This is a genomic window from Chitinivorax sp. PXF-14, assembly GCF_040812015.1.
In the GTDB taxonomy this organism is placed as follows: domain Bacteria; phylum Pseudomonadota; class Gammaproteobacteria; order Burkholderiales; family SCOH01; genus JBFNXJ01.
The window spans coordinates 84,506-110,893 of sequence record NZ_JBFNXJ010000010.1 but is presented as its reverse complement, the minus strand read 5'-3'; the positions used below and the strand labels follow the sequence as shown (position 1 = coordinate 110,893).

26 protein-coding genes are annotated in these 26,388 nt (G+C 65.2%); 10 read left to right on the top strand and 16 right to left on the bottom strand.

The window, feature by feature from the left end:
* Positions 1-5 precede the first annotated feature (5 nt).
* From ABWL39_RS13290 to ABWL39_RS13280, 3 genes are all read left to right on the top strand, one after another.
* Complete coding sequence (locus ABWL39_RS13290) at positions 6-1,487, top strand: flavin-containing monooxygenase (RefSeq protein ID WP_367791857.1); 1,482 nt, start codon at positions 6-8, stop codon at positions 1,485-1,487.
* A 2-nt stretch (positions 1,488-1,489) separates the two neighbouring features.
* The gene (locus ABWL39_RS13285; protein WP_367791854.1) at positions 1,490-2,449 is read left to right on the top strand and encodes an alpha/beta hydrolase; all 960 of its coding nucleotides are present in this window, start codon (positions 1,490-1,492) and stop codon (positions 2,447-2,449) included.
* Between the two features lie 69 nt (positions 2,450-2,518).
* On the top strand, positions 2,519-3,232 hold the full coding sequence (locus tag ABWL39_RS13280) for a substrate-binding periplasmic protein (RefSeq protein ID WP_367791850.1): 714 nt from the start codon (positions 2,519-2,521) through the stop codon (positions 3,230-3,232).
* 18 nt (positions 3,233-3,250) lie between these two features.
* On the opposite strand, the gene ABWL39_RS13275 is transcribed toward ABWL39_RS13280, so the two are convergent.
* Genes ABWL39_RS13275 through ABWL39_RS13255 form a run of 5 tightly spaced genes read right to left on the bottom strand, consistent with a single transcriptional unit; the run spans position 3,251 to position 6,096 of the window.
* Positions 3,251-3,451 (bottom strand): zf-HC2 domain-containing protein, encoded by a 201-nt coding sequence (locus ABWL39_RS13275; RefSeq protein ID WP_367791847.1) that lies wholly within the window; start codon positions 3,449-3,451, stop codon positions 3,251-3,253.
* An 18-nt stretch (positions 3,452-3,469) separates the two neighbouring features.
* The gene (locus ABWL39_RS13270) at positions 3,470-4,042 is read right to left on the bottom strand and encodes a sigma-70 family RNA polymerase sigma factor (RefSeq protein WP_367791844.1); all 573 of its coding nucleotides are present in this window, start codon (positions 4,040-4,042) and stop codon (positions 3,470-3,472) included.
* Positions 4,033-4,977, bottom strand: a complete 945-nt coding sequence (locus ABWL39_RS13265; protein ID WP_367791841.1) for a homoserine kinase — start codon at positions 4,975-4,977, stop codon at positions 4,033-4,035. The genes ABWL39_RS13270 and ABWL39_RS13265 overlap by 10 nt, the downstream gene beginning before the upstream one ends.
* A 15-nt stretch (positions 4,978-4,992) precedes the next feature.
* Entirely contained in the window at positions 4,993-5,334 is a 342-nt protein-coding gene (locus ABWL39_RS13260; RefSeq protein ID WP_367791838.1) for a DUF2782 domain-containing protein, read from the bottom strand.
* A 33-nt stretch (positions 5,335-5,367) separates the two neighbouring features.
* Entirely contained in the window at positions 5,368-6,096 is a 729-nt protein-coding gene (locus tag ABWL39_RS13255; protein WP_367791835.1) for a TIGR00730 family Rossman fold protein, read from the bottom strand.
* Between the two features lie 15 nt (positions 6,097-6,111).
* On the opposite strand from ABWL39_RS13255, the gene polA reads away from it, so the two are divergent.
* The 4 genes from polA to ABWL39_RS13235 all read left to right on the top strand — a co-directional run bounded on the left by polA (position 6,112) and on the right by ABWL39_RS13235 (position 11,287).
* Positions 6,112-8,853, top strand: a complete 2,742-nt coding sequence (polA, locus tag ABWL39_RS13250) for a DNA polymerase I (protein ID WP_367791832.1) — start codon at positions 6,112-6,114, stop codon at positions 8,851-8,853.
* A 226-nt stretch (positions 8,854-9,079) separates the two neighbouring features.
* Positions 9,080-9,487, top strand: coding sequence for an SRPBCC family protein (locus tag ABWL39_RS13245; RefSeq protein WP_367791829.1), 408 nt, complete (start codon positions 9,080-9,082; stop codon positions 9,485-9,487).
* A gap of 30 nt (positions 9,488-9,517) precedes the next feature.
* Positions 9,518-10,306 (top strand): class I SAM-dependent methyltransferase, encoded by a 789-nt coding sequence (locus ABWL39_RS13240; protein WP_367791826.1) that lies wholly within the window; start codon positions 9,518-9,520, stop codon positions 10,304-10,306.
* Positions 10,307-10,564: 258 nt separating this feature from the next.
* Positions 10,565-11,287 carry a substrate-binding periplasmic protein gene (locus ABWL39_RS13235; protein ID WP_367791823.1) on the top strand — a complete coding sequence of 241 codons (723 nt, stop codon included), beginning with the start codon at positions 10,565-10,567 and terminating at the stop codon, positions 11,285-11,287.
* Between the two features lie 105 nt (positions 11,288-11,392).
* Here ABWL39_RS13235 and ABWL39_RS13230 read toward each other — a convergent pair whose 3' ends face one another.
* Entirely contained in the window at positions 11,393-12,973 is a 1,581-nt protein-coding gene (locus ABWL39_RS13230) for a histidine-type phosphatase (RefSeq protein WP_367792070.1), read from the bottom strand.
* 204 nt (positions 12,974-13,177) lie between these two features.
* On the opposite strand from ABWL39_RS13230, the gene ABWL39_RS13225 reads away from it, so the two are divergent.
* Together ABWL39_RS13225 and ABWL39_RS13220 are read left to right on the top strand one after the other, a co-directional pair.
* Entirely contained in the window at positions 13,178-13,915 is a 738-nt protein-coding gene (locus tag ABWL39_RS13225) for a substrate-binding periplasmic protein (RefSeq protein WP_367791820.1), read from the top strand.
* 134 nt (positions 13,916-14,049) lie between these two features.
* Complete coding sequence (locus tag ABWL39_RS13220) at positions 14,050-14,763, top strand: hypothetical protein (protein WP_367791817.1); 714 nt, start codon at positions 14,050-14,052, stop codon at positions 14,761-14,763.
* On the opposite strand, the gene ABWL39_RS13215 is transcribed toward ABWL39_RS13220, so the two are convergent.
* From ABWL39_RS13215 to ABWL39_RS13205, 3 genes are all read right to left on the bottom strand, one after another.
* Complete coding sequence (locus ABWL39_RS13215) at positions 14,749-15,156, bottom strand: hypothetical protein (protein WP_367791814.1); 408 nt, start codon at positions 15,154-15,156, stop codon at positions 14,749-14,751. The two genes, ABWL39_RS13220 and ABWL39_RS13215, sit on opposite strands and share 15 nt — an antisense overlap.
* Positions 15,157-15,239: 83 nt before the next feature.
* Positions 15,240-15,749, bottom strand: coding sequence for a M48 family metallopeptidase (locus ABWL39_RS13210; protein WP_367791811.1), 510 nt, complete (start codon positions 15,747-15,749; stop codon positions 15,240-15,242).
* 44 nt (positions 15,750-15,793) lie between these two features.
* A complete protein-coding gene (locus ABWL39_RS13205; RefSeq protein ID WP_367791808.1) occupies positions 15,794-16,678 on the bottom strand; it encodes a pseudouridine synthase in 885 nt (294 codons plus the stop codon).
* A 148-nt stretch (positions 16,679-16,826) separates the two neighbouring features.
* Here ABWL39_RS13205 and ABWL39_RS13200 point away from each other — a divergent pair, with 148 nt between their 5' ends.
* Positions 16,827-17,219 carry a YkgJ family cysteine cluster protein gene (locus ABWL39_RS13200; protein WP_367791805.1) on the top strand — a complete coding sequence of 131 codons (393 nt, stop codon included), beginning with the start codon at positions 16,827-16,829 and terminating at the stop codon, positions 17,217-17,219.
* Between the two features lie 10 nt (positions 17,220-17,229).
* Here the strand turns inward: ABWL39_RS13200 and ABWL39_RS13195 are convergent, their stop codons facing one another.
* From ABWL39_RS13195 to ABWL39_RS13165, 7 genes are all read right to left on the bottom strand, one after another.
* The gene (locus ABWL39_RS13195) at positions 17,230-17,688 is read right to left on the bottom strand and encodes a histidine phosphatase family protein (protein WP_367791802.1); all 459 of its coding nucleotides are present in this window, start codon (positions 17,686-17,688) and stop codon (positions 17,230-17,232) included.
* A gap of 52 nt (positions 17,689-17,740) precedes the next feature.
* On the bottom strand, positions 17,741-19,819 hold the full coding sequence (gene ppk1, locus ABWL39_RS13190; protein WP_367791799.1) for a polyphosphate kinase 1: 2,079 nt from the start codon (positions 19,817-19,819) through the stop codon (positions 17,741-17,743).
* A gap of 56 nt (positions 19,820-19,875) precedes the next feature.
* The gene (locus ABWL39_RS13185; RefSeq protein WP_367791796.1) at positions 19,876-20,148 is read right to left on the bottom strand and encodes an oxidative damage protection protein; all 273 of its coding nucleotides are present in this window, start codon (positions 20,146-20,148) and stop codon (positions 19,876-19,878) included.
* 103 nt (positions 20,149-20,251) lie between these two features.
* A complete protein-coding gene (locus tag ABWL39_RS13180) occupies positions 20,252-23,089 on the bottom strand; it encodes an EAL domain-containing protein (RefSeq protein ID WP_367791793.1) in 2,838 nt (945 codons plus the stop codon).
* 1 nt (position 23,090) lies between these two features.
* On the bottom strand, positions 23,091-23,927 hold the full coding sequence (locus tag ABWL39_RS13175) for a phosphate/phosphite/phosphonate ABC transporter substrate-binding protein (protein ID WP_367791790.1): 837 nt from the start codon (positions 23,925-23,927) through the stop codon (positions 23,091-23,093).
* A gap of 8 nt (positions 23,928-23,935) precedes the next feature.
* Positions 23,936-25,258 carry an amino-acid N-acetyltransferase gene (gene argA / locus ABWL39_RS13170; protein WP_367791787.1) on the bottom strand — a complete coding sequence of 441 codons (1,323 nt, stop codon included), beginning with the start codon at positions 25,256-25,258 and terminating at the stop codon, positions 23,936-23,938.
* A 246-nt stretch (positions 25,259-25,504) separates the two neighbouring features.
* Positions 25,505-26,383, bottom strand: a complete 879-nt coding sequence (locus ABWL39_RS13165) for a phosphoribosylaminoimidazolesuccinocarboxamide synthase (protein ID WP_367791784.1) — start codon at positions 26,381-26,383, stop codon at positions 25,505-25,507.
* Positions 26,384-26,388: the final 5 nt, after the last annotated feature.

The following is a 26,388-nucleotide window of genomic DNA, read 5'->3' as shown; positions in this document are numbered from 1 at the left end:
AGACCATGGACAGCGCACACACGCCGCCGCTCGACGCCTGCGTGCTCATCATCGGCACCGGCTTCGGCGGGCTCGGCATGGCGATCAATCTGCAACGCGCCGGCATCGGCCCGCTGCTGTTGCTGGAGAAGGCGGCCGACGTGGGCGGCTGCTGGCGTGACAATACCTACCCCGGCGCGGCCTGCGATGTGCCGTCGCACCTGTACTCGTTTTCCTTCGAGCCGAAGGCGGACTGGTCGCGCAAATTTGCGCCGCAGCCCGAGATTCTCGCCTACCTGCAGCACTGCGCGCGCAAGTACAACATCCTGCCCCACGTGCGTTTCAATACCGAGGTGGCCGCCGCGAGCTACGACGAGGCGGCGCGGCAGTGGCAGGTCGAGACCACGGACGGGCGGGTGTTCCGTGCGCGCTACCTGATCACCGCCTGCGGCCAGCTGAGCCGCCCGGCCTATCCGCGCCTGCCGGGCGTCGAGCAGTTCGCCGGCACGCGCTTTCACTCGGCGCGCTGGGATCACGGCTACGACCTCGCGGGCAAGACGGTGGCGGTGGTGGGCACCGGCGCGAGCGCGATCCAGTTCGTGCCTGAGATCGCGCGCAAGGTGAGGCAGCTCTACCTGTTCCAGCGCACCCCGCCCTATGTGATCCCGAAGCCCGACCGCGCCTATCGCGCCGCCGAGATCGGCCTGCTCAGGCGCTTTCCGCTGTTGCAGACGGCCAGCCGGGCCGGCATCTACCTGCAGCACGAGGCACGCGCGATAGCCTTCGCCAAGATCACCCGCGCCATGGAGCTGTTCGAGCTGCAGTTCCACCGCCACCTGCGCAAGCAGATCAAGGACCCCGAGCTGCGCGCACGGCTGACGCCCGATTACCCGATGGGCTGCAAACGCATCCTGATCTCCAACAACTATTACGACGCGCTGAACCGGCCGAATGTCGAGCTGGTGACCGACGACATCGACCATGTCGAGGCGCAGACCGTGGTCACGTGCGACGGCAGCAAGCGGCGCGTCGATGCCATCATCTACGGCACCGGCTTCCAGGCTACCGAGTTCCTGGCGCCGATGCGCGTCACCGGCCGTGACGGGCGCGACCTGAACGGCGCCTGGCGCGACGGCGCCGAGGCCTACCTCGGCATCACCGTGCCGGGCTTTCCCAACCTGTTCCTGCTCTATGGCCCCAACACCAATCTGGGCCACAACTCGATCGTCTACATGCTGGAGAGCCAGTTCGCGCACGTGCTGCAGTGCATCCGCCATGTCGAGGCGCACGGGTTGCACACCATCGACGTCCGGCCCGAGATCAACCGCCGCTACAACGACGGCATCCAGCGCCAGGTCAAGCACACGGTGTGGAACAAGGGCTGCAGCAGCTGGTATATCGACGCCAACGGCCGCCACACCGTCAACTGGCCGACCTTTACGCTGAGCTACCGCCAGCTGACGCGGCATCTCGATACCGCCGACTATCACTTCGAGAAGGAAGAATGAACATGGGTGCTGCCGATTCCCGACTGGCCAAGGCGGCCGTCATACGCCACCTGCAGCCGCGCCCCGGCCTGCTGCAGCGGCTGCTGCGGGCCGTGCTGCGCGGCACGCTGCGTCTCTTGTTCAAGCGGCTGGTGAGGCCGCCCGTGTCGCTTGCGTGGCAGCGCCGCATCGTCGCCGGGCTGGCCCAGAGCAATCGGCCGGCGTCCAGCGTGCGCTTTGTGGCCGAGCATGGCAACGGCGTGCCGCTCGAAATCGTCCGCGCGGGTCCGGCGCCGACGGCCTCGGTGGTGCTCTATCTGCATGGCGGGGCCTATTGCCTCGGCTCGCCGCGCACCCACCGCAGCCTCACCTCGCGGCTGGCCCTGCAGGGCTGCGCGGACGTGGTGGTGCCCGATTATCGCCTGGCGCCGGAACACCCCTATCCCGCGGCGCTCGACGACGCGCTGGCCACCTACCGCTGGCTGCTGTCGCGCGGCTACGATCCAGCCAGCATCATCCTTGCCGGCGATTCGGCTGGCGGCGGCCTGGCCCTGGCCCTGGCGCTGCGGCTGCGCGAGCTGGCCCTGCCGCAACCGGCGCGCCTGCTGCTGCTCTCGCCGTGGGTCGACCTCACCTTCGGTGGTGACAGCATCCGCCAGTTGCGCGACCGCGACCCGATGCTCGCGATCGACTGGATACGGCATGGCGCCGAGCTCTACCGTGGCCGGCGTCCGGCCAGCGATCCGGGCTGCTCGCCGCTGCTGGCGAACCTCGCCGGCCTGCCGCCGATGCTGATCCAGGTCGGCTCGGACGAGGTGCTGCTCGATGACGCACGGCGGCTAGCGCAGCGTGTGGGCAGCGTCGGCGGCGCGGTGGAGCTGGAGATCTACGACGGCATGTGGCATGTGTTCCAGCTTCACGCCGGCCTGCTGGCGACGGCGGACGCCGCACTGGTGGCGCTGGCCGCCTCCGTGAGGGGGTGATGCCCCCTGTGCTACAGTAGTGCAAACGCCCCGATGGCCGGGGTGTCACCCTACTGGCAGGAGCCCTCATTGCGATTGTTCTGGCTCGCCCTGGCAGGCCTCGCAGCTGCCGCCCAGGCACAGGAAAGCGTCACGCTGCATTACTACGAACGCCCCCCTTATGCGATGCCGGGCCTCGAAGGCGATGTCGGCGGCCTGATCGCCGACCGGGTGACGCAGGCCATGACCCGCACCACGGTCCCGTTCAGCTGGCGCCAGACGCCCGCCAAGCGCCTGCTCGCGCTGATCGAGAGCAACCGGGGCCGCGACTGCGGCGTGGGCTGGTACAAGACGCCCGAGCGCGAACTCATCGCGCAATTCAGCAAGCCGGTGTATATCGATCACCCCGCCGTCGCCATCGTGCGCCCAAGCTTCGGGCTGGCACCCGGCACCACCTTGCGGCAGGTGTTCGACGACCCGCGGCTGCGCCTCCTGATGAAGGATGGCCTGACCTACGGCGCCTACATGCGCGGCCTGATGGCCAGCTACCGGGCGCAGGTGCAGGTGGTGACGGTGGAACAGGTGCAGATGGTGCGCATGATCGCCGCCGGCCGCGCCGACATGATGTTCGGGCCGCAGGAAGAGGCCCGCTACCTCGTATCCCATGTCGACCCATCGTTACGCATACTGAATTTCCCCGATGCGCCGGCGGGCGAGGCGCGTTACCTGATGTGCAGCAAGCGGGTTGATCCGCTGACGCTGGCCTTGATCAATGCCGCGCTCGATGCGCGGGCGGGGAAGTAGCCGGGCGTGGCGGCGGGCTCAGTCGCCATCCTGCGGCGGCTGGTCGTCGCGATCGACGAGTTGGCGCGACAGCTTGCGCAGCAGGTGAACCTGGCGCGAGAAATTACGGCAGCCGCTGCAGATCGCCAGGTGAACGCGCAGCTGTACCTGCTCCGACAGCGTGAGCGGGCGGTCCATGCCCAGCGAGACGAGGCGGGTGGCTTCCTTGCAGACCAGCATTTAACGAGCTTCTCCCATTTAACGGGCTTCTCCGGCGGTTCCGAACCAGTTTTTTTCGAGGCATAGCCTGAGCGCCATGCGTGCGCGATAGAGGATCACCGAACAATTGGTCGCGCTGATCTCGAGTCGCTTACAGATATCGTCGATCTCGAGCCCCATCACCTCGCGCAGCGAGAACACCAGCGCTACGCGCTTGGGCATGAGCTGCTGGCAGCGCTCGAAGGTGGCCCAGAACTGCTTGTCCTCGATGGCTTGCGCCGTGTGATCCCAGGCGCCGGGAAAATCGGCCTCGGTCCAGTGGCCGTTGGCTTCGAACAGGCCGTCGAAGTCGCCGCTATCGGCGACATCCGAAAAATCGTCGGGCAGGCCCGGCTCGCGACTCTTCTTGCGGATCAGGTCGATGATCTTGTGCTTGAGGATGCCGGTAAGCCAGGTCCTGAGCGACGATTGCCCGCTGAAACTGGCCTGCAGCGCGGCCAGCAGCGTCTCCTGCACCACGTCCTCAGCCTGCGACTCGTCGCGCAGCTGCAGCATCGCGTAGCGGAACAGGTAGTTGCGGTGCTCGGAGAGCTGGCCGTGGTCTAGAGCCATAGGCTGGCGGGGTCGCGTGCGATGTGGTGTTCCAGTACGCGCTGGAAGTGCCCCGGGTCCTTCGGCTTGTTGAGCTCGGACGGGCGCGGGCGGTGGAAGTCGAACAGGCGCGACACCCAGAAGCGCAGCGCGCCGGCACGTAGCATGGTACCCCAGGCCTCGACCTCCTCCGGCTTGAACGGGCGTACCTTGTTGTAGGCATTGAGCAGCGCGCTGGCCTTGGCCGCATCGATATCGCCGTCGTCGCTCACGCACCAGTCGTTGACGGTGATCGCCACGTCGTACAGCAGCACGTCGTTGCAGGCGAAGTAGAAGTCGATCAGTCCGCCGACGCGGTCGCCATCGAACAGCACATTGTCGCGGAACAGGTCGGCGTGGATCGCGCCCGAGGGCAGCCTGTCGAAGCGGTGCTCGGCCTGGTGCTGAACCTCGCGGCGCAGCAGCTCGGCCGCCTCGGGCGCCATGAATTCATAGACCTGAGGCGCCGTCGCCGTCCACCACTCGGGGCCGCGCGGATTGGGCATGCGGCCCTGGTAGGTCTGGCCCGCCAGGTGCATCTCGGCCAGTACCTCGCCGATCTGCGCGCAGTGATGCGCTTCGGGCGCCATCACCGCCTCGCCCTTGAGGCAGGTGACGATGACCGAGGGCTTGCCGTTGAATTCGGACAGGAACTCGTTGTTGACGTCCGCGATCGGTGCCGGGCAGGCCACGCCGTGGCGCGACAGGTGCGACATCAGATTGATATAGAACGGCAGCTCGTGCATTTTCAGCACTTCGAACAGCGTCAGCACATAGCGGCCGTGGCTGGTGGTCAGGAAGAAATTGGTGTTCTCGATACCGGCGAGAATACCCTTGAGCTCGACCAGCGTGCCGATCGAGTAATTTTTCAGCCGGGCTTGCATCTGCGCCGGCGTGACGGGGGTGAAAACAGACATGTCGGGGTTGGCCTATCAGAACTTGAACAACACCCACATCGGCGGCTTCAGGTTGGGCTCGCCTTCGAACCGCTTCATCTGGCCGTTGCCGGCCTCGTCGAGCAGGAAATAGGCGGGGCCGACCTTGGGCTGTACCTTGACCATGTAGAGCTTGCCGTTGAGGCGGTACTCGGTGATCGTCTCGTCACCCTTCTGGATGATCGATACCTGCGGCTCGGGTTGAAAGCCGCTCTGCTCCTCCTCCTGGCTCTTGTCGGGCAGCGGCGGAGGCGGGGGAACCTGGGCCTTGGGCGGGGTCTCCGCACGGACGGTCAGGGCAAACGCCGCAAGCAGGGCGGCAACGATGGTACGTAGCATGTGGGTATCCTGGTTGGGAGCGCGGCGTCAGCCTTACAGGCTGAACTGCATCTCGCGCTCGGTCGGCGACATTTCGAAGCCGCGTGTCTCGTAAAATTTGAAGATGGCGTCGACGACGGCCTTCGGCTCGTCGATCACCTGGATCAGGTCCAGATCGTCGGCGCCGATCATGCCCTCGCTCACCAGCGTCTGGCGGAACCAGTCCACCATGCCGGCCCAGAAGCTCGAGCCGACCAGAATGATCGGCATCTTGCGCGACTTGCCGGTCTGGATCAGCGTCAGCGCCTCGCTGAGCTCGTCCAGCGTGCCGAAGCCGCCGGGCATGACGACGTAGGCGGTCGCGTTCTTGACGAACATCACCTTGCGCGCGAAGAAATGGCGGAAGGTCTGGCTCACGTCCTGATACGGGTTGCCGTGCTGTTCGTGCGGCAGCTGGATGTTGAGGCCGACCGACGGGCTCTTGCCATAGTAGGCGCCCTTGTTGGCCGCCTCCATGATGCCCGGGCCGCCGCCCGAGATGACCGAGAAGCCCGAGTCGGACAACAGCCTTGAGATTTCCTCTGTCAGCTTATAATACGGATGGTCGCGCGGCGTGCGGGCACTGCCGAACAGGCTCACGGCAGGCTGGATGGCCTGCAGGCGCTCGGTGGCCTCGACGAATTCCGCCATGATTTCAAACACCCGCCACGATTCACGTGCACGGTACGACTGCGCCAGGACGCCAGGGTCCAGGATCTTGGGCAGCTTCTCACTCAGGCTCATAAATATTCTTTTTCTATGAAAACGCTACTGCTGATAGATGGCTCGTCCTACCTGTATCGCGCATTCCACGCGATCCAGAATCTCAAGAATTCCGCTGGAGAGCCCACAAACGCCCTGTACGGCGTGATCAATATGCTGCGCAAGCTGCAAAAGGAAGTACAGGCTGATTATAGCGCCTGCGTTTTCGACGCAAAAGGCAAGACCTTCCGCGACGACTGGTATCCCGACTACAAAGCCAACCGCCCGCCGATGCCCGACGACCTGCGCAGCCAGATCGAGCCGGTGCACGCGGCGGTCAGGGCGCTCGGTTTTCCGCTGCTGATGGTCGACGGCGTCGAGGCCGACGACGTCATCGGCACGCTGGCCGAGCAGGCCTGGCGCAACGGTATCAAGACCATTGTCTCGACTGGCGACAAGGACATGGCCCAGCTCGTCAACGAGCACGTGACGCTGGTCAACACCATGACCAGCGAGACGCTCGACATCGATGGCGTGAAGGGCAAGTTCGGCGTGGCGCCGGGGCAGATCGTCGATTACCTGACGCTGATCGGCGACACCGTGGACAACGTGCCCGGCGTCGACAAGTGCGGCCCCAAGACGGCGGTGAAATGGCTCACCGAATACGGCTCGCTCGACAATATCGTCGCCAATGCCGACAAGATCGGCGGTGTGGTCGGCCAGAACCTGCGCAACAAGCTCGACTGGCTGCCGATGGGCCGGAAGCTCGTCACCATCAAGTGCGACGTCGGCGACATCCCGGCGCCGGGCGAGCTAGGCTGGCTGCCGCAGGACCGCGACACGCTGCTCGCGCTGTTCACCCGTTACGAATTCAAGACCTGGCTCAAGGAGCTGCAGGCCGGCGCAGCCCCGCAAGCCGCGCCAGTCGCAGCCCCCAGCCCGGCTGCGAGCCCCGCCCAGAGCGGGGCCCAGGCCGGCTTCGATTTTGCCGCACAGGCCGCGCGCCACTATGAGTGCATCACCACCGAGGCGCAGCTCGACGCCTGGCTCAGGAAGATCGACGCGGCGGCACTCACCTGCGTCGACACCGAAACCACCAGCCTCGACCCGATGCTGGCGCGCATCGTCGGCATCAGCCTCGCTGTCACGCCGCACGAGGCGGCCTACATCCCGCTCGCGCACCGCTATGCCGGCGTGCCCGATCAGCTCGATCTCGATGCCACGCTGGCCGCGCTCAAGCCCTGGTTCGAGAACCCGGCCAAGCCCAAGCTCGGCCAGAACCTCAAGTACGATCAGCACGTGCTGGCCAACCACGGCATCCACCTCGCCGGCGTCGCGCACGACACGCTGCTGCAATCCTACGTGCTCGAAAGCCACAAGACGCACAATATGGACGACCTCGCGCTGCGCCACCTCGGCGCCACCACGATCAGCTACGAGGACGTATGCGGCAAGGGCGCGAAGCAGATCGGCTTCGACGCCGTCGACGTGCAGCGCGCCACCGACTACAGCGCCGAGGATGCCGACATCACGCTGCAGCTGCACCAGGCGCTCTACCCGCAGCTCGACGACAAGATCCGCCACATCTACGAGGCGATCGAGATGCCGGTGCGCGAGGTGCTGTTCAAGATCGAGCGCAACGGCGTGCTGATCGACCCGCACCGGCTCAACCAGCAAAGCCACGAGCTCGGCCAGCGCATGCTGGAGATCGAGCAGCGCACCTACGATGCCGCGGGCCAGCCGTTCAACCTCGGCTCGCCCAAGCAGATCGGCGAGATCCTGTTCGAGCGGCTGCAGCTGCCGGTGATCAAGAAGACGCCCAAGGGCGCGCCGAGCACCGACGAGGACGTGCTCGAAAAGCTCGCGCACGACTACCCGCTACCCAAGCTCATCCTCGAATACCGCGGCATGGCCAAGCTCAAGTCCACCTACACCGACAAGCTGCCGCTGATGATCAACCCCGCCACCGGCCGCGTGCACACCAACTACGCGCAGGCCGTGGCGATCACCGGCCGGCTGGCGAGCAACGACCCCAATCTGCAGAACATCCCGGTGCGCACCGGCGAGGGCCGCCGCATCCGCGAGGCCTTCGTCGCCGCCCCCGGCCACAAGCTGATCTCGGCCGACTATTCGCAGATCGAGCTGCGCATCATGGCCCACCTGTCGGGCGACGAAAACCTGCTGGCCGCCTTCGCGCGCGGCGAGGACATCCACCGCGCCACCGCCGCCGAAGTGTTCGGCCTCGAGCCCGCCGCCGTCACCAGCGAGCAGCGCCGCTACGCCAAGGCCATCAACTTCGGCCTGATCTACGGCATGTCCGCCTTCGGCCTCGCCGCCCAGCTCGAAATCGAGCGCAGCGCCGCGCAGATGTACATCGACCGCTATTTCGCCCGCTACCCCGGCGTCAAGGCCTATATGGACCGCACGCGCGAGATGGCCAAGCAGCACGGCTACGTCGAAACCGTGTTCGGCCGCCGCCTGTGGCTGCCCGAGATCAACGCCGCCCAGCCGATGCGCCGCCAGGGCGCCGAGCGCGCCGCCATCAACGCCCCGATGCAAGGCACCGCCGCCGACCTGATCAAGCTCGCCATGATCGCCGTGCAAGGCTGGCTCGAAACCGACCGCCTCGCCACCCGCATCATCATGCAGGTACACGACGAACTGGTACTCGAAGTGCCCGATGCCGAGATGGACCGGGTGAAAACCCGGCTCCCCGAACTGATGGCCGGCGTCGCCGAGCTGAAGGTGCCGCTGGTGGCCGAAGCCGGTGTGGGGGGGAATTGGGAGGAGGCGCACTGAGGGGGGCGGCCGCTTCGGCTGCTCCGCGGCGATATGGTAAGCCAGGTAGATGCCGTTTCCCCCCTGCTATAGGTAGCGCTGTAAGCCAATTACCACGCGGGCTGCAGGCTAAGCATCAAGGCCGTACAGCGTGCCCTGCAAGCTGCCATCGATGTACGATCCATTGCCCCCTCCCCTGCTGATTCATGCCACACTCTCCAGCAAACAAGACGACCGGAGAACTGCCATGAAAATCACCGTCAGCACCACCGTCCGCGCCCCGATCGAGCAAGCCTGGCGCGCCTATACCACACCAGACGACATCACGCTCTGGAATGCGGCCTCGGAAGATTGGCACACCACCCGCGCCAGCGTCGATTTGCGCGTTGGCGGCGCGTTTTCGTCGCGGATGGAGGCGAAGGATGGCAGTATGGGTTTTGATTTTGCCGGCACGTATACGCGTATCGAGCCGTTGCAGTTGATCGAATACCGTTTTGGCGACCGCATGGCGCAAGTTGAGTTTGCCAACGGCGTGGAGGGTGTGCGGGTGACGGTCACCTTTGACAGCGAAAACACCTTTCCCGTCGAGCAGCAGCGCGCCGGCTGGCAGGCAATCCTCGACAGTTTCGGCCGTTACGTGGCGGCACGCCAATGAATCCCCCCAACCTCACCCCGGAGACTATGCATGAGCGACATCCAGATCCGCTTTGACAACGGTGCGGCCTATGAAGACTACATGGGCAAATGGAGCCAGCTGGCTGGCGAGCGTTTTATCGACTGGCTGGCGCCGGCCAGCGAGGCGCGCTGGCTGGATGTGGGTTGCGGCAACGGTGCATTTACCGAGATGCTGGTGACGCGGTGTGCACCGGCGGTCGTGCATGGGGTCGATCCGTCGGCCGAGCAGCTGGTATTCGCGCGGCAGCGGCCGGCGCTGGCGGCGGCACAATTGCAGACGGGTGATGCGATGGCGCTGCCATTTGCCGACGACGCATTCGATGTCGCGGTGATGCCGCTGGTGATCTTCTTTGTGCCGGAGCCCGCCAGGGGTGTGGCGGAGATGGCGCGGGTGCTGGCGCCCGGCGGCACGGCGGCGGCCTATGCCTGGGACATGCATGGCGGCGGCTTCCCTTACAACGCGCTGCGGCTGGCGATCACCGGGCTCGGCTACAGCGTGCCGGCGCCGCCGAGCCCCGAGGCATCGCGCATCGAGGTGCTGCAGACCTTGTGGCAGGCGGCCGGGCTGACCGAGGTGCAGACGACGGCGATCGAGGTGGAGCGCAGCTACGCCAGCTTTGACGATTTCTGGCGCATCGTGCTCGGCGGGCCGAGTGTCGGCGCCACGCTGGCCGCCATGGCGCCGGCCGATACCGACAAGCTGAAGGCACAGCTGCGCACCAGCCTTCCGACGGCGGGTGACGGCAGCATCACCTACAGCGCCCGCGCCCACGCGGTAAAGGGCCGGGTGCCGGGCTGATCCGGCGTTCCACGGCCAGTACCGAAGCAGGCCGATGCCGCTGGCCGCTACCTCGTGGAACCGGCGGCGCCGTATCAGCACCTGATGGTGCCGATCAGCCAGGCCCTGCACCCTGATCGCACTCCGGGTGGGCCGTCCCAGCCCACCTTCTTCATGCAAGGCGGGAGCCGCGTCGGCCTCGCCGCCTCATCCATTGGGCTTCGTCGCCTTCGTACCATGGTTTACACTGGAAGGCGAGCCTTCTTCCGTTGCCATTGAATGACGCGAACCCTCTCGACCCTGCTGCTGACGCTGTTGCTCGCCACTTCAACCGCCGTGGAGGCGGGCAGGTTGCGGATCGAGACCATCAAGAGCGAGCCGTTCGGTTACGAGGATAGGCGCGGCAAGGGCGGCATGATGTACGAGATCGGCAATCTGATTGCCGATACCGCCGGCCTGGAGCACGACAACCAGGTCGTGCCCTATGCGCGCACCGTGCTGAGCCTGAGGACCGGCACGGCGGACATGACCCTGCGCTTCACCAACGACGAGCTCCGCCAGGTTGCGATCCAGGTAGCGCCGGTGATCGGCATGCCGACAGGCATCTATAGCCTGGCCCAACGCCCCTATCGATCGCTGCAGGCGCTCGACGGCGCGGTGCTGGCGGTGGTCAGGAGCTTCCCGATCGATGCGCGTGTGACGGCGCGAAAAAACATCATCCGCTATACCACCGACAACCACGAGCACAGCCTGAAGATGCTGCTGGCGGGCCGGGTGGATGCGGTGCTCAGCACCGACTACGGCATCCGTGGCGCGGCCCTGGCGCTGGGCCATTCACCGGCCGAGCTGGCGCCGCCGATCCCGCTGGAGAAGCAATATTTCTGGCTGCACCTGTCGCGCAAGACGGCCACACCGGAGACCATCAACGCGCTCGGCGCTGCCGTGACCAAGCTGCAGGACAGCGGCGAGATCGCCCGCATCCAGCATCAATACTCACCCTGATGGGCCCGCCAACACCTTGTGCCGACACGGCAGTCGTCACGGAAAAACAAACACCAGCCGTCGTGGCTGGTGTTTTGCCTGCTGCAGCCTGTTACGCCTTAAGCATCACGCCTTGGGCGTGTGGCCGTAGCATTGCTTAAGCTTGCCATAGTCGTAGAAATGGCTGGCCGGCGCGTATCTGGCGCCGTCGCAGGCGGCCTTGAAGTCGGTTTCCTTCTCGTTGTAGAGCATCTTCACCAGCAGCGTGCCGCGCGCATCGCGGTAAACATCCCACTGCATATTGGCGGCCATCGGTGACACGTATTCGCCACGCCACGGGTTGTTGTCGTAGCTGTACAGGCTGGCCAGCGGCGCCTGCTGCTGCACACCCTTGAGCCCCATCTTCGAGGCGAACGGGATGACGATCTCGGCATGGGCGAAGCGCAGCTTGGCGGCGTGGCGCAGGTCACCTTGCGCGATGGCATCGACCTCGTTGAAGAAATCGTCTTCGAGTATCTGCGCCATGCGGTAGGTAACGTCGCCCTTCTCGCTGATGCCCGGGCCCTTGCTGTAGAAGTCCGATGCATCGTTGACGGCGGCGAAATAGCGCGCCTGCTCCGCCGGCAGGTAGGGCAGGAAATCGACAGGCGCCTCGTGCTTCAGCGCCGGCGCAATCGAATACAGCTCGTAGATCAGCGAGCCGGCGTCGGCCAGGCTCTTGATCGCGGTCTTGCCATCGCCGTTCAGCGTGCTGGTGAACTTGCCGTCGTCGCTGGCGAAGGTCATGGCGCCGGTATTGGCGAAGCTGTAGGCGCCGCTGTCGATCTTGTCAACGAAAGCCTTGCTGAACAGGCGCTCGAGCACCGCACGGCCGGCCGCCTTGGCAGTGGGGTCAGCGAGAATCGCGGCTTGCTTGGCGGCCTGGTCCGCATCCTTGCCATAGGCCTGGAAGGCCTGGCTGTCCTGGTAAGTCTTGTAGAACGGGTCGGCCGTGTCGGTGACGAGGTCGGTTGCCGGCACCAGCTTGTGGAAATACAGCAGGAAGCGGTTGGTGCCGGCTGGCTGGGCCACCGGCACGGCCGCGGAGTAGGGCGCCGGGGCGGGCGACAGTGTGATCAACGCAGCGAGATTAGGCTGGCTCGTCTTGAGCGAATCGACGAAGAAACCGCCGCTGTCAACCGCGCGATCGACCCCCGACGTCACAGTGACGATCTGCCGTGGCGTGGTTGCGGCACTGTCACCGACAGCCTTGAACAGCGTGGGCAGGCGTTGCAGCAGGCGCACGGCCAGCTGGCGGTGTTCGTCGATGCCGAGCTGGGTCTCGTTGCCGTAGCCGGGCTTGGCAATGCCCGCGACACCATAGCCGAGCAGGAAATTGGCCTTCATCAGCTTGAGCACGTCGGGCCCGAGCCTGGCGCCGAGCTCGGTCAGCGCGCCATCCGCCGAGGCCTTTTGCCACATGTTATAGACCGCCAGGTCGTACTTGAGGCTGGACAGGCCGCGCGAGCCGTGGCGCGCCATCATCTCGGTGTAGATCGGCGTGAAGCCGGCCGGCGCAGCTTCGTAGCTGCCCATGGCCTGCTGCGGCGCATAGGGGGTCTTGGTCTGGTAATAGGTGGGGGTGGCGCTGTCGCCTGCGGTGTCGTTGTTGCAGGCGGACAGCAGCGCGGTGCAAGCAAGCGCGGCGGAGCAGGTCAGAAATTTCATCATGGGGGGGTGATCGAGGCACACAAAGAAGAACGACGCACCATACCAATACATTGTTACGTCGATTTGAATCAATGCCATGCCCATGGCCGTTCCCAGCCACGTCACCCAGCCATTGGCGGATACGCCAGCGCCGGCGTTCTTGTAGTCCTAGCTAGGACGATTTATCATCACATTTAGTTTGATATATTCGAATTGACGGATATGAATAAGTCCGCCCTCCTCGCTGCCTCCCTGCTCTGGATCGGCTCAGCCTCTGCCGCCGATCTGGTCGCCTACACCGAGGAATGGCCACCCTACAACTACCTCGATCAGGGCAAGGTGCGCGGTATCTCGACCGATCTGCTGCGCGCCATGTGCAGCGAGGCCGCGCTCGACTGCCGTTTCGAGCTGGTGCCCTGGGCACGCGCTTACGCCATGGCGCTGAACCGGCCCAACACGCTGGTCTACACCACCGCGCGCAAGCCCGAGCGCGAGCAGAGCTTCACCTGGATCGGCCCGATCCTGCCGCGCGCCACCTGGGTATTCGGCCTGCGCGAGAGCGATCTGGGCATCAAGCACTACGAGGACCTGAACCACTACCGCATCGGCGTCGTGCGCAGCGAGGCCTCGATCAGCGACCTGCTCGGCAAGGATGTCCAGGCCGATGCGATGCTGCAGGACAGCTCGGACGCCGCCATCACCCTGCTGCTGCTGCGCGGCGTGGTGCAGGCCGTGGTCAACACCGAGGTCGGCATGGCCTGGGAGCTCTACAAGGCAGGCGCATCGCCCGACCGCGCGGTGAAGCTGCTGCCGCTCTCGGATCAGGGCGCCTATTACTACGCACTGAACCTCAAATCCGACCCCGCAATCGCCACCAAGCTGCAGGATGCGCTCGAAAAACTGCGCAAGTCCGGCCAGCTCGCCCGCATCGTCGCCCAATACACCTCGCCCAAGCCCTGAGCGGAACGGGTCCCCGCCTCAACACTGGACCTAGCCAGGCCAGGCCGGGCCGGATTGGCTACAATCATCGGGCATACCATCGGCCGGCCGCAGCACGCGGCAGGCCATTCCACGCCCCTAGATGGAGTCATGCCGTGCCCAAAAAACCGCTGTTGGTGACGATGTGGATGCTCGCGGCGGTGGCGCTGGCCGCAACGCCGGCCCAGGCCGCGCCCTTGGCACAGGTGTGCATGCTGGTCGGTGCCTCGTTCGAATCCGACCAGCTACGGCCGGACCACGGCGCCCAGCACGGGCAGCACCCGCCTGCCGCTGTCGATCCGCTGGCGCGGGGCCTGGCCTACGCGCTCTACGCCAGCAGCGGCGAGAGCGGCATCAGCTGGTTCAGCGCCGCCAGCGGCGGGGCACCGAGCACGGACTTCCAGCTCCAGGCCGAGGCGCTGCTGGGCCTGCTGCGCGAGCATCCCCCGGCTTGCCTGGTGATCGGGCTCAGTGCCGAGTTTTTCGATCATCCAGAACGCGTCGGCGAGCAGGTCGCCGCGTTGGTGTCAGCCGCGCGGGCGAGGCAGATCACGCCCTTCGTGCTGGCCTACCCGCCGTTTGCCCGGCTGCACGAGCCGGCGTTGCACCATGTGCTGCAGCTGACCCCGGCGGCGGCCTACGAGACGATGCGTGCTCGCTATGCGCAAGCCATGGCGGAGCGCGGCGCGACCGTGGTGCCGGCATGGGAGCAGTTCGTACCGGGGCCGGACGGCCTGCATCCGAACTACGCCAGTGCCCAGGCTGCTGCCGCCACCGTCAATCGTGCGGTGCTCGCAGGCCTGCGGGAACGCGGCTCAGATGGCCATTGACGCGTGCTTTGCCAGATACGCCGCCAGGGCCTCGTCATCGGGCGCCAGGTAGATGAAGGTCTGCTTCGGGTACTTGGCGGCCAGCGCGTCGAGCTGCGCCATGTCGACATAGGCCGCGATGATCGCGCCATACAGTACGCCGACGTCGATCTTGGGGGTGGTGATGCGCAGTGGCTTGCCGAAATACTGCGCCTTGTGGTCCTTCTTCAGGAACTTCACCGCACGCTCGCCGAGTATCTCGCCCAACACGCCTTCGAGCAGGCGCAGTTCGGGCAGTGCGATGCAGGTATCGGTATTGATCGAATAGGCCTTGCGCAGCGCAATCTGGAGCGCGGCCTTGTTGGGCCCGACGGTGGCGGAGTGGTAGCACTTCATCGACGGTGTTTCCTTCATTCATGGTTTGCCCGGCGGGCCAATGGCAGCGCTCCCTGCAGGCAGGCTGCAGGCTGCGCGGGGATTGGCTTGCAGGGCAGGGGTCAGCTGTCCTGACTCCGACCGCACGCCTCGCGGTGCGTCAGGTAGAGCCGCAGATCGAATTCGAGTTGATGGTAGGCGGGTTCCATGTGGCTGCACAGCTGGTAAAAGGCCTTGTCATGGTCCCTTACCTTGAGATGCGCCAGCTCGTGCACGACGATCATCCTGAGGAACTCGGGCGGCCCGTCACGGAACAGGCCGGCGATGCGGATTTCCTTCTTCGCCTTGAGTTTGCCGCCCTGCACGCGCGAGATCGCCGTGTTCAGGCCGAGCGCATTGTGCAGCACGCTGAGCTTGCTGTCGTAGGCGACCTTGCTCAGCGGCGGCGCGTTGCGCAGGAACTCGTTCTTGAGCTCGACCGCGTAATCGTACAGCGCGCGATCGGTCTGTACCGCGTGCCGCTGCGGGTATTTGGCCTCGATCATCGCGCCCAGCCGCCCTTCCGCGAGCAGGGCGCGAGCCTGTTGCTGCAGGCGCTCGGGATAGGCACGCAGATAAAGGAGGTCAGGCATGGCGGGCTGGGTATTCATCGGGCGCACAGCTTAGCAGAAAGCCATCATAACTCGCGCGAACTCTCGAACACGCGCTCGGCGCCGCTCAGCGGGTCGGTAAAGCGCAGCGAGCGCGCCAGCAGCTTGAGTGGCGCCGACAGGTCGTCGCCCTTGCAGGGCAGTGCGGCCGGGTAGAACGCATCGTTGACGATGGGGATGCCAAGCCCGGCCAGATGCACGCGCAACTGGTGCTTGCGCCCGGTCAAGGGCCGCAGCCGGTACAGTGTCAGCTCGCCGCGCCGCTCGATCACCTCGATCGCGGTTTCCGAATTGGGTTCGCCCGCGACCTCCTGCATGCGGAAGAACGGCGTGCCGTCCACCATACGGCTGCGGTACACCAGCGGCAGCCGGGCATCGGGCAGGCTCGGTGCCAGCGCCTCGTACACCTTGTCGATCGCGCGCTGCTGGAACAGCGACTGGTAACGACCACGGCTCTCGCGCCGGCGCGAGAAGACGACGATGCCGGCCGTCTCGCGATCGATGCGATGGATCGGCGTCAGGTCGGCGAGCCCGGTCTGCTTCTTCAGCCGCACCAGCAGCGTTTCGTGCAGGAAGCGGCCGGTCGGGATCACCGGCAGGAAGTGCGGCTTGTCGGCGACCAGCAGGTGCTCGTCCTGATAGACGATGGTTGCCTCGAACGGGATCGGCGTCTCGTCGTCGAGCTCGCGGTAATAGTAGATGCAGCGGCCGCGCGGGTAGGCGCTGTCGGGCGCGAGGCGCACACCACGGTCATCCGCCACCTCGCCGCGTGCCATGCGCGACAGCCAGCTGGCCTCGGCGACATCGGGAAAGCGCGCGCGCAGAAACGGCAGCAGCATCGGCCAGGGCTCATCGGGCAACCACAGGTAGCTCGGCGCCACGCCATCGCGGATCGGTAACGGTGCTTGCATGAGTGCGTGGCCTGGCCTGCGGGAAAGGAGGCCATTGTAACCGGCCGGGCCCGCGATTTCGACCCGCAGCGCAGACGAATGGCGCTGCCAAGTCCCTCAATTTGCTGGATAATCGCGCGCTTTGTCGCCGTACCCGGGGCCGTAAGCCATGAAGAAAGTCGTCCATCTCTCCAACCTCGACCGCACCGACACCTGGCTCAAATACCGCGCCGGCCTGTGCGAGGGCTGCATCGCGACCTGCTGCACGATGCCGGCCGAGGTCAAGCTCGCCGACCTGGTGCGCATGGAGGTGGTGGATGCATTCGAAGCCGAGGCCGAACCAGCCAAGCAGATCGCCAGGCGGCTCGACAAGGCCGGCGTGATCGAGCATTTCAACTTCAAGACCAGCACCTTCACGCTGGCGCGCCGCGCCAACGGCGACTGTGTGTTCCTCGATGCGAAAAGCCGCCGTTGCACGATCTACGACAAGCGGCCGAACACCTGCCGCAATCATCCGCAGGTCGGCCCACGGCCAGGTTATTGCGCCTATCGCATGAAATGACGGTGCAGGCCTAGAGCAGTTCGGGCGAAATGGCGACGCGCAGCACGTTCTGCGCCGCCTCCTGCCGCACGCGGTTGCTGATCCACCACACCGCGCCTTTGCGCAGCGGCCAGCTCGACGCCTCGCCCGCCAGCAGGAAGGCCGCCACCTCGCCGAGCGAGGGCTGGTGCCCGACAACGACGACCGCCTTGGGCGACTCGGGCCAGTCAGCCGCCGCGAGCACCGAGGCAAAGCCGGCACCGGGGTTGAGCTCGGGCATCACCTGAAAGCGTTCGGTCAGCGCGCGTGCCGTCAGCTGCGCCCGTGCCGCCTGGCTGCAGATCACGGTGTAGCGGTCGGGCAGGCGCTCGCGCAGCCACGACGCCATCTTCTCGGCCTGCTTCACGCCCTTTGGGGTCAGCACACGGGCCAGATCGTTCTCGCGATTGCCATCCTCGGCGTCGGCATGACGCCACAGAATCAGATCCATGGTCGGGGTCTCGGTAGTGGAAATCGGGCGCGATGGCGCGCAGCCGGGCCGCTCAGCCCTTGGCCAGCTCTTCCATCAGGTATTGCTGGGCAAAGCGTGGAATGCCGCTGCGCGAGGTCTTGCGCCGGTACACGCCGTCGGCGTTCATCTCCCAGGCCTGCACGTTGTCCACCAGATAAGGGCGCAGGCCCTCGCGGATCACGCGCTTCTTGATCTTGGGGTCGAGAATGGGGAAGGCAATCTCGATGCGGCGGAACACATTGCGCGTCATCCAGTCGGCACTCGACAGGTAGACATCCTCGGCATGGTCGTTGAGGAAATAGAAGATGCGCGTGTGCTCAAGAAAGCGCCCGACCAGCGAGCGCACCTGGATATTCTCGGACACACCGGGGATGCCGGGCTTCAGCGCACACACGCCGCGGATGATCAGCTGCACCTTGACGCCGGCCTGCGACGCCTCGTACAGCAGGTTAATCACCTTGGGTTCGAGCAACGAGTTCATCTTGGCGGTGATCGCGGCATGACGGCCGGCGCGTGCGACGTTGATCTCGTTGCGGATGGCGCGCTCCAGCTGTTCGAACATCGAGAACGGCGACTGCCACAGCCGCTTGAGCTGGCTCGCGTGGCCGAGCCCGGTCAGCTGCACGAACACGTCGTTGACGTCGGCGCAGATCTCTTCGTTACAGGTGAACAGGCCAAAATCGGTATACAGCTTGGCGGTGCGCTGGTGGTAGTTGCCCGTGCCGAGGTGCACATAGCGGCGCAGGCCGCCATCCTCGCGGCGCACCGCCATCAGCATCTTGGCGTGGGTCTTGTAGCCGACCACGCCGTACACCACGTGGGCGCCGGCATCTTCGAGCCGCGCCGCCCAGTTGATGTTGGCCTCTTCGTCGAAGCGCGCCATCAGCTCGACCACCACCGTCACCTCCTTGCCGGCGCGGGCAGCGGCGATCAGCGCCTCCATCAGCGCCGAATCGGTGCCGGTGCGGTACACCGTCATCTTGAGCGCGACCACGGCCGGGTCGGCCGCCGCCTCCTGCAGGAACTCGATGACCGGCGTGAAACTCTGGAACGGGTGGTGCAACAGCACGTCACCCTTGCGGATCGCGCTGAACATGTCCGGAGCCTTGACCAGCGCGGCCGGCGTGGTGGCGAAGAAGGGCGCGTACTTGAGCTCGGGCAGGTCGACCTTGTCGGGCACATGCATCAGGCGCACCAGGTTGACCGGGCCATCGACGCGGTAGAGATCGGTGCGTTCGAGCTCGAACTGTTCGAGCAGGAAATCGATGACATGCTGCGGGCAGCCGTCCGACACCTCGAGCCGCACGGCCATGCCAAACTGGCGGTGCATGAGCTCGCCCTGCAGCGCCGTGCGCAGGTCTTTCAGATCTTCCTCGTCGACCGACAGATCGGTGTCGCGCGTGACGCGGAACTGGTAGCAGCCAACCACGTGCATGCCGCGGAACAGCTCGTCCACGTGGGCATGCAGGATGGACGACAGGAACACGAAGCCATGCTCGACGCCGGCAATGGCCGCCGGCATCTTGATCACGCGTGGCAGCACGCGCGGCGCCTGCACGATGGCGATGCGCGACTCGCGGCCGAAGGCATCCTTGCCCTCGAGCTCGACGGCGAAGTTGAGGCTCTTGTTGAGCACGCGCGGGAAGGGGTGCGACGGATCGAGCCCGATCGGCGTGAGAATCGGCGCCAGCTCGCGGAAGAAGAACTCGCGCACCCAGGCGCGCTGTTCATCGCTCCAGCTGGTGCGGCGCAGAAAGTGCACGCCGTGATCGGCCAGCTGGGGAATCAGCGTTTCGCGCAGCAGCCGGTACTGGCGTTCGACGATGTCGTGGGTCTGCTGCGCCACAAGCTGCAGCTGCTGGTTGGCGGATAGCCCGTCGGGCCCGGCCACATTGGCATGCAGGCGGATACTTTCCTTCAGCCAGGAGACGCGTACCTCGAAGAATTCATCGAGGTTGCTGGATACGATGCAGAGGAACTTGAGACGCTCGAGCAACGGCACGCTTGCATCTTCCGCCTGTGCGAGCACGCGGCGGTTGAAGGCCAGCAGGCTGAGTTCGCGGTTGAGGAAAAGGTCGCTGGGTGTCGTGACGGGAGCAATCGCGTTCATCGGGTCTGCCGGTCTGTGCGGGACGGCGGCGAACAGCCGCGTCCCACTTGTGTTTTTTAGTGGCTGGGCGGCACAAAGCCTTGCGGCATGTCCGCGCCCGGGCCGAAGAAATAGGCTTCGAGCTGGTCTTGCAGGTACTTGCGCGCGCGCGCGTCGGCCAGGCTCAAACGGTTCTCGTTGATCAACATGGTCTGGTGCTTGACCCAACCCTGCCAGGCCTCCTTGGAGACGTTTTCGTACACACGCTTGCCCAGCTCACCGGGTAGCGGCGGAAAATCCAGGCCCTCAGCCTCGCGGCCCAGCTTCACGCAGTTAACCATTCTTGCCATGTCGACTTCCTTTGCGGCGGGCAGATGTTATCGCCCTTTGATTACAAAAAGATGACAAGTCGGCAAACCACGCCGGGCGCCTTCTCGTCGAAACTGATGACTATTATAGCGCCGGCTGGGCGGGTGCGGCCGGCGCGGGGCTGGCCAATGCGGGGTGGTCAGCTTGAGGCTTGTCAAGGAAAAAGCCCTGTACCATGTCCACGCCGAAGTTCCTCAGCATGTCGAGCGTCTCGCGATTCTCGACGAATTCGGCCACGGTCAGCTTGCCCATGCCATGCGCCATGGCGACGATGCCCTGCACGAAGATCTGCGAATCGTTGTCGTGCGTGATGTCGCGCACGAAAGCACCGTCGATCTTGAGCACATCGGCCTTGAGGTGCTTGAGATAGGCAAACGAGGCGAAACCGGCGCCGAAGTCGTCCAGGCAGACGTGGCAGCCGGTCTCGCGCAAGGCATCGATGAATTGCTGGGCGTCGTGCAGGTCGGACACCGCGGCGGTCTCCGTCACCTCGACATACAGCCGCTCGGGCCGCACGCCGTGGCTCACCAGCAGCTCGGCGATATAGCCGGGCAGGGTAGGATCATCGAAGGAGCGTCCGGAGATGTTGACCGACACCGGCGGCAGGCTCGGGTTGTCGGCGAGGCGCTCGACCACGCTGCGGATCACCCAGCGATCGATCGCCAGTATCTTGCCGGTCTTCTCGGCCACCGGGATGAACTGCACGGGCGAGATGAGCTTGTTGCTGTCGTGCTGGTCGCGCATGCGCAACAGCGCCTCAAGATGGGTCAGGCGTGGCCCGCTGACCTCGTAGATGCCCTGGAAATGCAGCTCGAACAGACCTTGATCGAGCGCGTGCTGGATGCGCTCGGACCAGCTCCAGCGGTCCACCACCTCGCGTGCGATGTTCTGGTCCGGGCTGAAGCGGCGCCAGGTATTCTTGCCGGCGGCCTTGGCCTGATACATCGCCATATCGGCGTTGGCGACCAGCTCCTCGCCGCTGCTCGCGTGCTGCGGGAACAGCGCCACGCCGACGCTGGTCCCCATGCGCAGGTTCTGCCCTTCGTAGGCGACCGTGATGCGGCCAACGGACTCGACCAGCCGCTCGGCCAGCGGCGCGAGGCTCTGCTCATCGAGCTCGGGCACCAGCAGCGCGAACTCGTCGCCCCCCAGCCGGTAGAGCGTTTCGTTGCGCCGCACGTGGCCCGAGATCGCTTGGGCCACACGGATCAACATGCTGTCGCCGGCACCGTGACCAAAGGTGTCGTTGACGTACTTGAATTCATCAAGGTCGAAGAACATCAGCCCGACGCAGCGCTTGTTGCGCTCGGCATCGGCCAGCAGCCGCGCCAGGTCCTCCTGGAAGCGATAGCGATTGTAGAGGCCGGTCAGCGAATCGCGTTCGGCAAGGTAGACCAGGCGCTCGGCCGTGCGATGGCGCTCGGTCACATCCTCGAACACCCACACCCGGCCCAGCGCGGCGCCCTGCTCGCCCGTCACCGACTGGTAGGAATGACGGATCACGCGCCCATCCTGCATGTCGAGTTCGAGCGGCGCATGGCCGCCTTCGAGCGCCCGTCCCACATCGTGTTCCGAGCCGAGGAAACATACCTCGGGCTGGTTGCCCGACTGCCGCATGGCATCGACGAAGTGCATGCCGATCAGCAGCCGGCCTGCGGGCATGCCCCACAGCTCGGAGAAGCTCGAATTGTGGTAGACCACGCGCTCGTCGTGATCGACGAACAGGATGCCGATCGACATGGCGCCGAGCAATGCGCTCAAGCGCGCCTTCTCCGCCTCGGCCTTGTCCAGGTAGCGCTGTTGCAGGGCCTGCGCATGCTGGAGCTCGATCACGGCCTCGGACAGCACGAGCTGCGTATCCTTGATTTCGGTTGCATCGCGCACGCTGGCGCGAATGCCGAGATTCTCCCCGCTGGAACTGTAGATCGGGTGCCACGACACGGCGCCCCAGTACTCGCTGCCGTCCTTGCGCAAGCCGCGGAATTCCATGTCCTGCCCGGATGAGTCGAGCCCGTTGCGCAGACGCCTCAACACATCGGCACGGTCGCACTCCATGATCAGCGGCGCAGGAAAATCGGGCATGGTCATGCATTCATCGGGGGAGTAGCCGGTCAGCCGCTCGACCGCCGGATTGACCCATTTGAGCCGGCCACGCTGGCTCACCCACAGCTCGCAGCCGTAGGTGTAGTTGGCGATCGCGTTGAGGCGCTGTTCGCTGCGCTTGAGTGCGGCGATACGCTCGCGCAGGGCGCCGGCCATGCCGTTGAAGTGATCGACGAGCTGGCCGATTTCATCGTTGCGGTCGTAGTCGAGCTCGAGCTCGGCCTCGCCTGCGGCCACCACGTCGGTGGCGTGCATGAGCTTGGTCAGCGCGCGCGTGAGCTTGAGCCCGAACAGGATCAGCACCGTCGACGAGACGATGATGCTGATCAGCGCGATGATCACGGTCTGCCAGAACAACCGGCCCATCGACTCAGCCAGGTAGCCGGTGGAGAAGCCGTAGCGCAGTTCGCCATAGCGCTGGCCGGCGAGCATGACCGGGGCCGAGACATGGAACAGCTCGCCGCTGCGGCCGATATCCGTCAGCGTCGACACCGGCGGCAGCGCCTGGCGCGTGTTCCAGCCGCTGGCGGCGACGACCTTGCCGCGGCGGTCTGACAGCACCAGGTACTCGATCTGGCGCCCTTCGCGCATCTCTTCCATCAGGTCGAAGCCGGCGGCAAAATCCTGCGCCGCCAGCGCCGGCGCCAGCGCCGCGTTGAGCAGCACGTTGAGCTCGGCAACACGCCGGCCAACCGATTCTTGCGCCACACGGTCCCACACGCGCGACATATTGGCGGCGAGCAGGCCCAGCAGGCTCAGCTGGACGATCAGGGTGACCGTGATCAGCTTGGTACGCAACGGCGTGAAGCGACGGGTCACCTTATTTGAGCTCCAGATGGCGCTTGAGCGCCTCGACATAGGGGGTGACCTGCTTGATGTCGGCATCGGACAGCGGGCGTGTCATGCTGATGCCGATCAGGGCAAGGAAATTGTGTGCCGGCGGGCGCGACTGATCGAAGCCCGCAACGGCCTCGGCAACGCCACGGCGCTCGTCGGCGCTGAGGGAGGGGTGCGCCAGCAGCACCATCTGCGGCACCCCCTTGCTCTCCGCCAGCACGCGAATGCCGGCACGGATTTCCGGCGACATCGGCAGCAGCGCGGAATCGGCCACCACGGCCGCCGCAGCCTCATCGCGCAGCAGCATCATGGCGGCCGTATTGTGGTAGTCGTTATGGCGAAAGGTGATGTCGCGCCCCTGCACCAGCCCGGCCTGCTTGAACAGCTCGCCGCCGAGCATCGAGGTGACGGTCAGCTCGTCGGGAAAGGCGACCAGCTGGCCCTTGAGGTCCGTCAGGCGCTGATAGGGCGAATCCTTGCGCACCAGCACCACCGCGTGCAGCGCGCCTTCCGCCTTCAGCAGCGGCACGTAGCCGGCCCGCTGGGCGGCCAGCAGAGCCGAATGCGGGCCGATGATGGCGAGATCGAATTCGCCCTTGAACAGGCGATCGAGATAGTCGTCGTAATTCTTCGCGGTGACCAGCACCACCTTGTTGCCGGTCTGCGCACCCACATAGTCGCGCATCGGCTGAAACGCGCTGATCAGCGAGCGCGGCGTAAGGAAAGGCTCGACCGCGAACGACAGCTCGCGCGCCTGTAACACCGCACTCGACAGACAGGACAGGCACCACACCAGGCTCAACTTCAGCACACGACTCATGCCGTCCCCTACAATGTTTTTATAAAAACCTTGGACCTTCTCTGGTAATTATAGAAACGTTGCCGCTCCTGTGGGAGCACATCGACATTCGCATGTTCGAATCCACGCTCGATGAACCAGTGCGTGGTGCGCGTGGTCAGCACGAACAGCCGTTCGATGCCGAGGCGCCGTGCCTGGCGCTCGACATCCTGCAACAGCTTGTCGCCGAGGCCACGGTCCCGATAATCGGGCGATACGGCCAGACAGGCGAGTTCCGCCATATTGTTCTCGGGGTAGCGGTACAGCGCGACGCAGCCGATCACCATGTCGTAGCGCTTGAGCACCGTGAACTGGCTGATTTCCATCTCCAGCAGCTCGCGGCTGCGCTTGACCAGAATCCCCTCCTCCTCCAGCGGCTCGATCAGCGCGATGATACCGCCGACGTCGTCGATGGTCGCCACCCGGATCTGCTCCTGCGGCTCGGCCGTCACCATCGTACCGATACCTTCGCGCGTGAACAGCTCCATCAGCAGGCCGCCGTCGACATGGCGGCTGATCAGGTGCGCGCGCGGCACGCCATTGCGGGCAGCCTTGATCGCGCCGGGCAGGTAGAAACGGATGTCCTCGGCAAGATCGGTCGCGATATCGAGTATCTTCTGCGCCTTCTGCGCGGTCAGCTCGGGCAGCAGCTCGCCGTGCAGGTTGATCACGCCGGGCGTATCGATCAGATAGATCAGCTTGTCGGCCTTGAGCGACACGGCCGCTTCGGCCGCGACGTTCTCCACGGTCAGGTTGAACACCTCGCCCGTTGGCGAATAGCCCAGCGGCGACAGCAGCACGATTTCGCCATCGTCGAGGCTGCCGTTGATCATCATCGTGTTGATCTTGCGCACCTGGCCGGTGTAGGCGAAATCGATGCCGTGGCGCACGCCCATCGGCTGGGCGGTGACATAGTTGCCGCTGGCGACACGGATGTCGGCCCCCGCCATCGGCGAATTGGGCAGGCCCATGGACAGCGCGGCCTCGATCTCCACCCGCACCTGGCCAACGGCCTGCTTGGCGCATTCGAGCGCATCGGCGTCGGTCAGGCGGATGCCGTTGTGGTAGGTTGATTCGAGGCCCTTTTCCTTCATCTCGGCCTCGATCTGCGGCCGCGTGCCGTGCACCAGCACCAGCCGCACGCCGAGGCTGACCAGCAGATTCAGGTCATGCGTCAGCGAATAGAAGCTGCCGTCCTGCACCACTTCGCCGCCAAAGGCGACGACGAAGGTCTTGCCGCGGAAGGCATGAATATAGGGCGCGGAGGAACGAAACCAATCGACAAAGCCTGACAGGTGGGTGACATCGAGCATCGCGGGTGAAAAAGTGGCGTTAAACGTCGGAAGACTAACAGAAAACCCTGGTGTAAACGAGGCGGGATTGCGTCATGTTTTTAGCTGTACGGGACAAGCCTGGCGGCGCTTCGCGCCGATGTGGCCGGCACCGGCCGGGATGAGCGGACAAGCCGTACGGGTCACCCCTGGGCGGCACTGCCGCGAGGCAAAAAAAAGCCTTCCGGTTTTTACCGGAAGGCTGCAGTCAACACAAGGGAGGGAGACTTAACGCGCAAGCTTGTCCAACGCTTCGCGATACTTCTCAGCGGTTCTGACCGCGACCTCCACAGGAAGTTCCGGCGCCGGCGGTTGTTTGTTCCAGCCGGTCGATTCGAGCCAGTCGCGCACGAACTGTTTGTCGAAGCTCGGTGGGTTGCTGCCTTCCTGGTAGCTGTCGGCCGGCCAGAAGCGCGACGAATCCGGTGTCAGTGCCTCGTCCATCAGCGTCAGCACACCGTGCTCGTCGAGGCCGAACTCGAACTTGGTATCGGCGATGATGATGCCGCGCGTCGCGGCAAACTCGGCCGCGGCCTTGTACAGCCTGATGGCGGTATCGCGTACCTGGCCGGCCAGCTCGGCGCCGATCCTGCCACTAAGCTCGTCGAAACTGATGTTTTCATCGTGGTCGCCAACGGCGGCCTTGGTGGACGGCGTGAAGATCGGCTCGGGCAGCTTCGATGCCTCCTGCAGGCCAGCCGGCAGCTTGATGCCGCACACGGTGCCGGATTGCTTGTATTCCTTCCAGCCGGTGCCGGCCAGGTAGCCGCGCACGATGGCCTCGACCGCCACGGGCTTGAGGCGCTTGCACACGACGGCACGGCCCTCGACCTGCGGACGATCTTCGGCGCTCACCACGTCTTCGGGCTGATCGCCGGTGAAGTGGCTGGGCACCAGGCCCTTGAGCTTGTCGAACCAGAAGTTGGAGATCGCCGTGAGGATCTTGCCCTTGTCGGGGATCGGCTCGGCCAGGATCACGTCGAAGGCCGACAGGCGGTCCGTCGCGATCATCAGCATGCGCTGGCCGTCGATCTCGTACAGATCGCGTACCTTGCCCGAGTAGATCTTCTTGAGGCTCTTGAGATTGGTTTGGGTCAAGCCGTTCATCGCTT

Coding starts and splice junctions, on each gene's coding strand:
- ABWL39_RS13275 (WP_367791847.1), bottom strand. CDS start 3,451: ATGCTGGTCTGCAAGGAAGCCACCCGCCTCGTCTCGCTGGGCATGGAC.
- ABWL39_RS13245 (WP_367791829.1), top strand. CDS start 9,080: ATGAAAATCACCGTCAGCACCACCGTCCGCGCCCCGATCGAGCAAGCC.
- ABWL39_RS13270 (WP_367791844.1), bottom strand. CDS start 4,042: ATGGCTCTAGACCACGGCCAGCTCTCCGAGCACCGCAACTACCTGTTC.
- ABWL39_RS13240 (WP_367791826.1), top strand. CDS start 9,518: ATGAGCGACATCCAGATCCGCTTTGACAACGGTGCGGCCTATGAAGAC.
- ABWL39_RS13200 (WP_367791805.1), top strand. CDS start 16,827: ATGAAGAAAGTCGTCCATCTCTCCAACCTCGACCGCACCGACACCTGG.
- ABWL39_RS13255 (WP_367791835.1), bottom strand. CDS start 6,096: ATGAGCCTGAGTGAGAAGCTGCCCAAGATCCTGGACCCTGGCGTCCTG.
- ABWL39_RS13175 (WP_367791790.1), bottom strand. CDS start 23,927: ATGAGTCGTGTGCTGAAGTTGAGCCTGGTGTGGTGCCTGTCCTGTCTG.
- ABWL39_RS13225 (WP_367791820.1), top strand. CDS start 13,178: ATGAATAAGTCCGCCCTCCTCGCTGCCTCCCTGCTCTGGATCGGCTCA.
- ABWL39_RS13260 (WP_367791838.1), bottom strand. CDS start 5,334: ATGCTACGTACCATCGTTGCCGCCCTGCTTGCGGCGTTTGCCCTGACC.
- ABWL39_RS13195 (WP_367791802.1), bottom strand. CDS start 17,688: ATGGATCTGATTCTGTGGCGTCATGCCGACGCCGAGGATGGCAATCGC.
- ABWL39_RS13265 (WP_367791841.1), bottom strand. CDS start 4,977: ATGTCTGTTTTCACCCCCGTCACGCCGGCGCAGATGCAAGCCCGGCTG.
- ppk1 (WP_367791799.1), bottom strand. CDS start 19,819: ATGAACGCGATTGCTCCCGTCACGACACCCAGCGACCTTTTCCTCAAC.
- ABWL39_RS13210 (WP_367791811.1), bottom strand. CDS start 15,749: ATGCCTGACCTCCTTTATCTGCGTGCCTATCCCGAGCGCCTGCAGCAA.
- ABWL39_RS13235 (WP_367791823.1), top strand. CDS start 10,565: ATGACGCGAACCCTCTCGACCCTGCTGCTGACGCTGTTGCTCGCCACT.
- ABWL39_RS13290 (WP_367791857.1), top strand. CDS start 6: ATGGACAGCGCACACACGCCGCCGCTCGACGCCTGCGTGCTCATCATC.
- ABWL39_RS13205 (WP_367791808.1), bottom strand. CDS start 16,678: ATGCAAGCACCGTTACCGATCCGCGATGGCGTGGCGCCGAGCTACCTG.
- ABWL39_RS13230 (WP_367792070.1), bottom strand. CDS start 12,973: ATGAAATTTCTGACCTGCTCCGCCGCGCTTGCTTGCACCGCGCTGCTG.
- ABWL39_RS13215 (WP_367791814.1), bottom strand. CDS start 15,156: ATGAAGGAAACACCGTCGATGAAGTGCTACCACTCCGCCACCGTCGGG.
- argA (WP_367791787.1), bottom strand. CDS start 25,258: ATGCTCGATGTCACCCACCTGTCAGGCTTTGTCGATTGGTTTCGTTCC.
- ABWL39_RS13285 (WP_367791854.1), top strand. CDS start 1,490: ATGGGTGCTGCCGATTCCCGACTGGCCAAGGCGGCCGTCATACGCCAC.
- ABWL39_RS13165 (WP_367791784.1), bottom strand. CDS start 26,383: ATGAACGGCTTGACCCAAACCAATCTCAAGAGCCTCAAGAAGATCTAC.
- ABWL39_RS13185 (WP_367791796.1), bottom strand. CDS start 20,148: ATGGCAAGAATGGTTAACTGCGTGAAGCTGGGCCGCGAGGCTGAGGGC.
- polA (WP_367791832.1), top strand. CDS start 6,112: ATGAAAACGCTACTGCTGATAGATGGCTCGTCCTACCTGTATCGCGCA.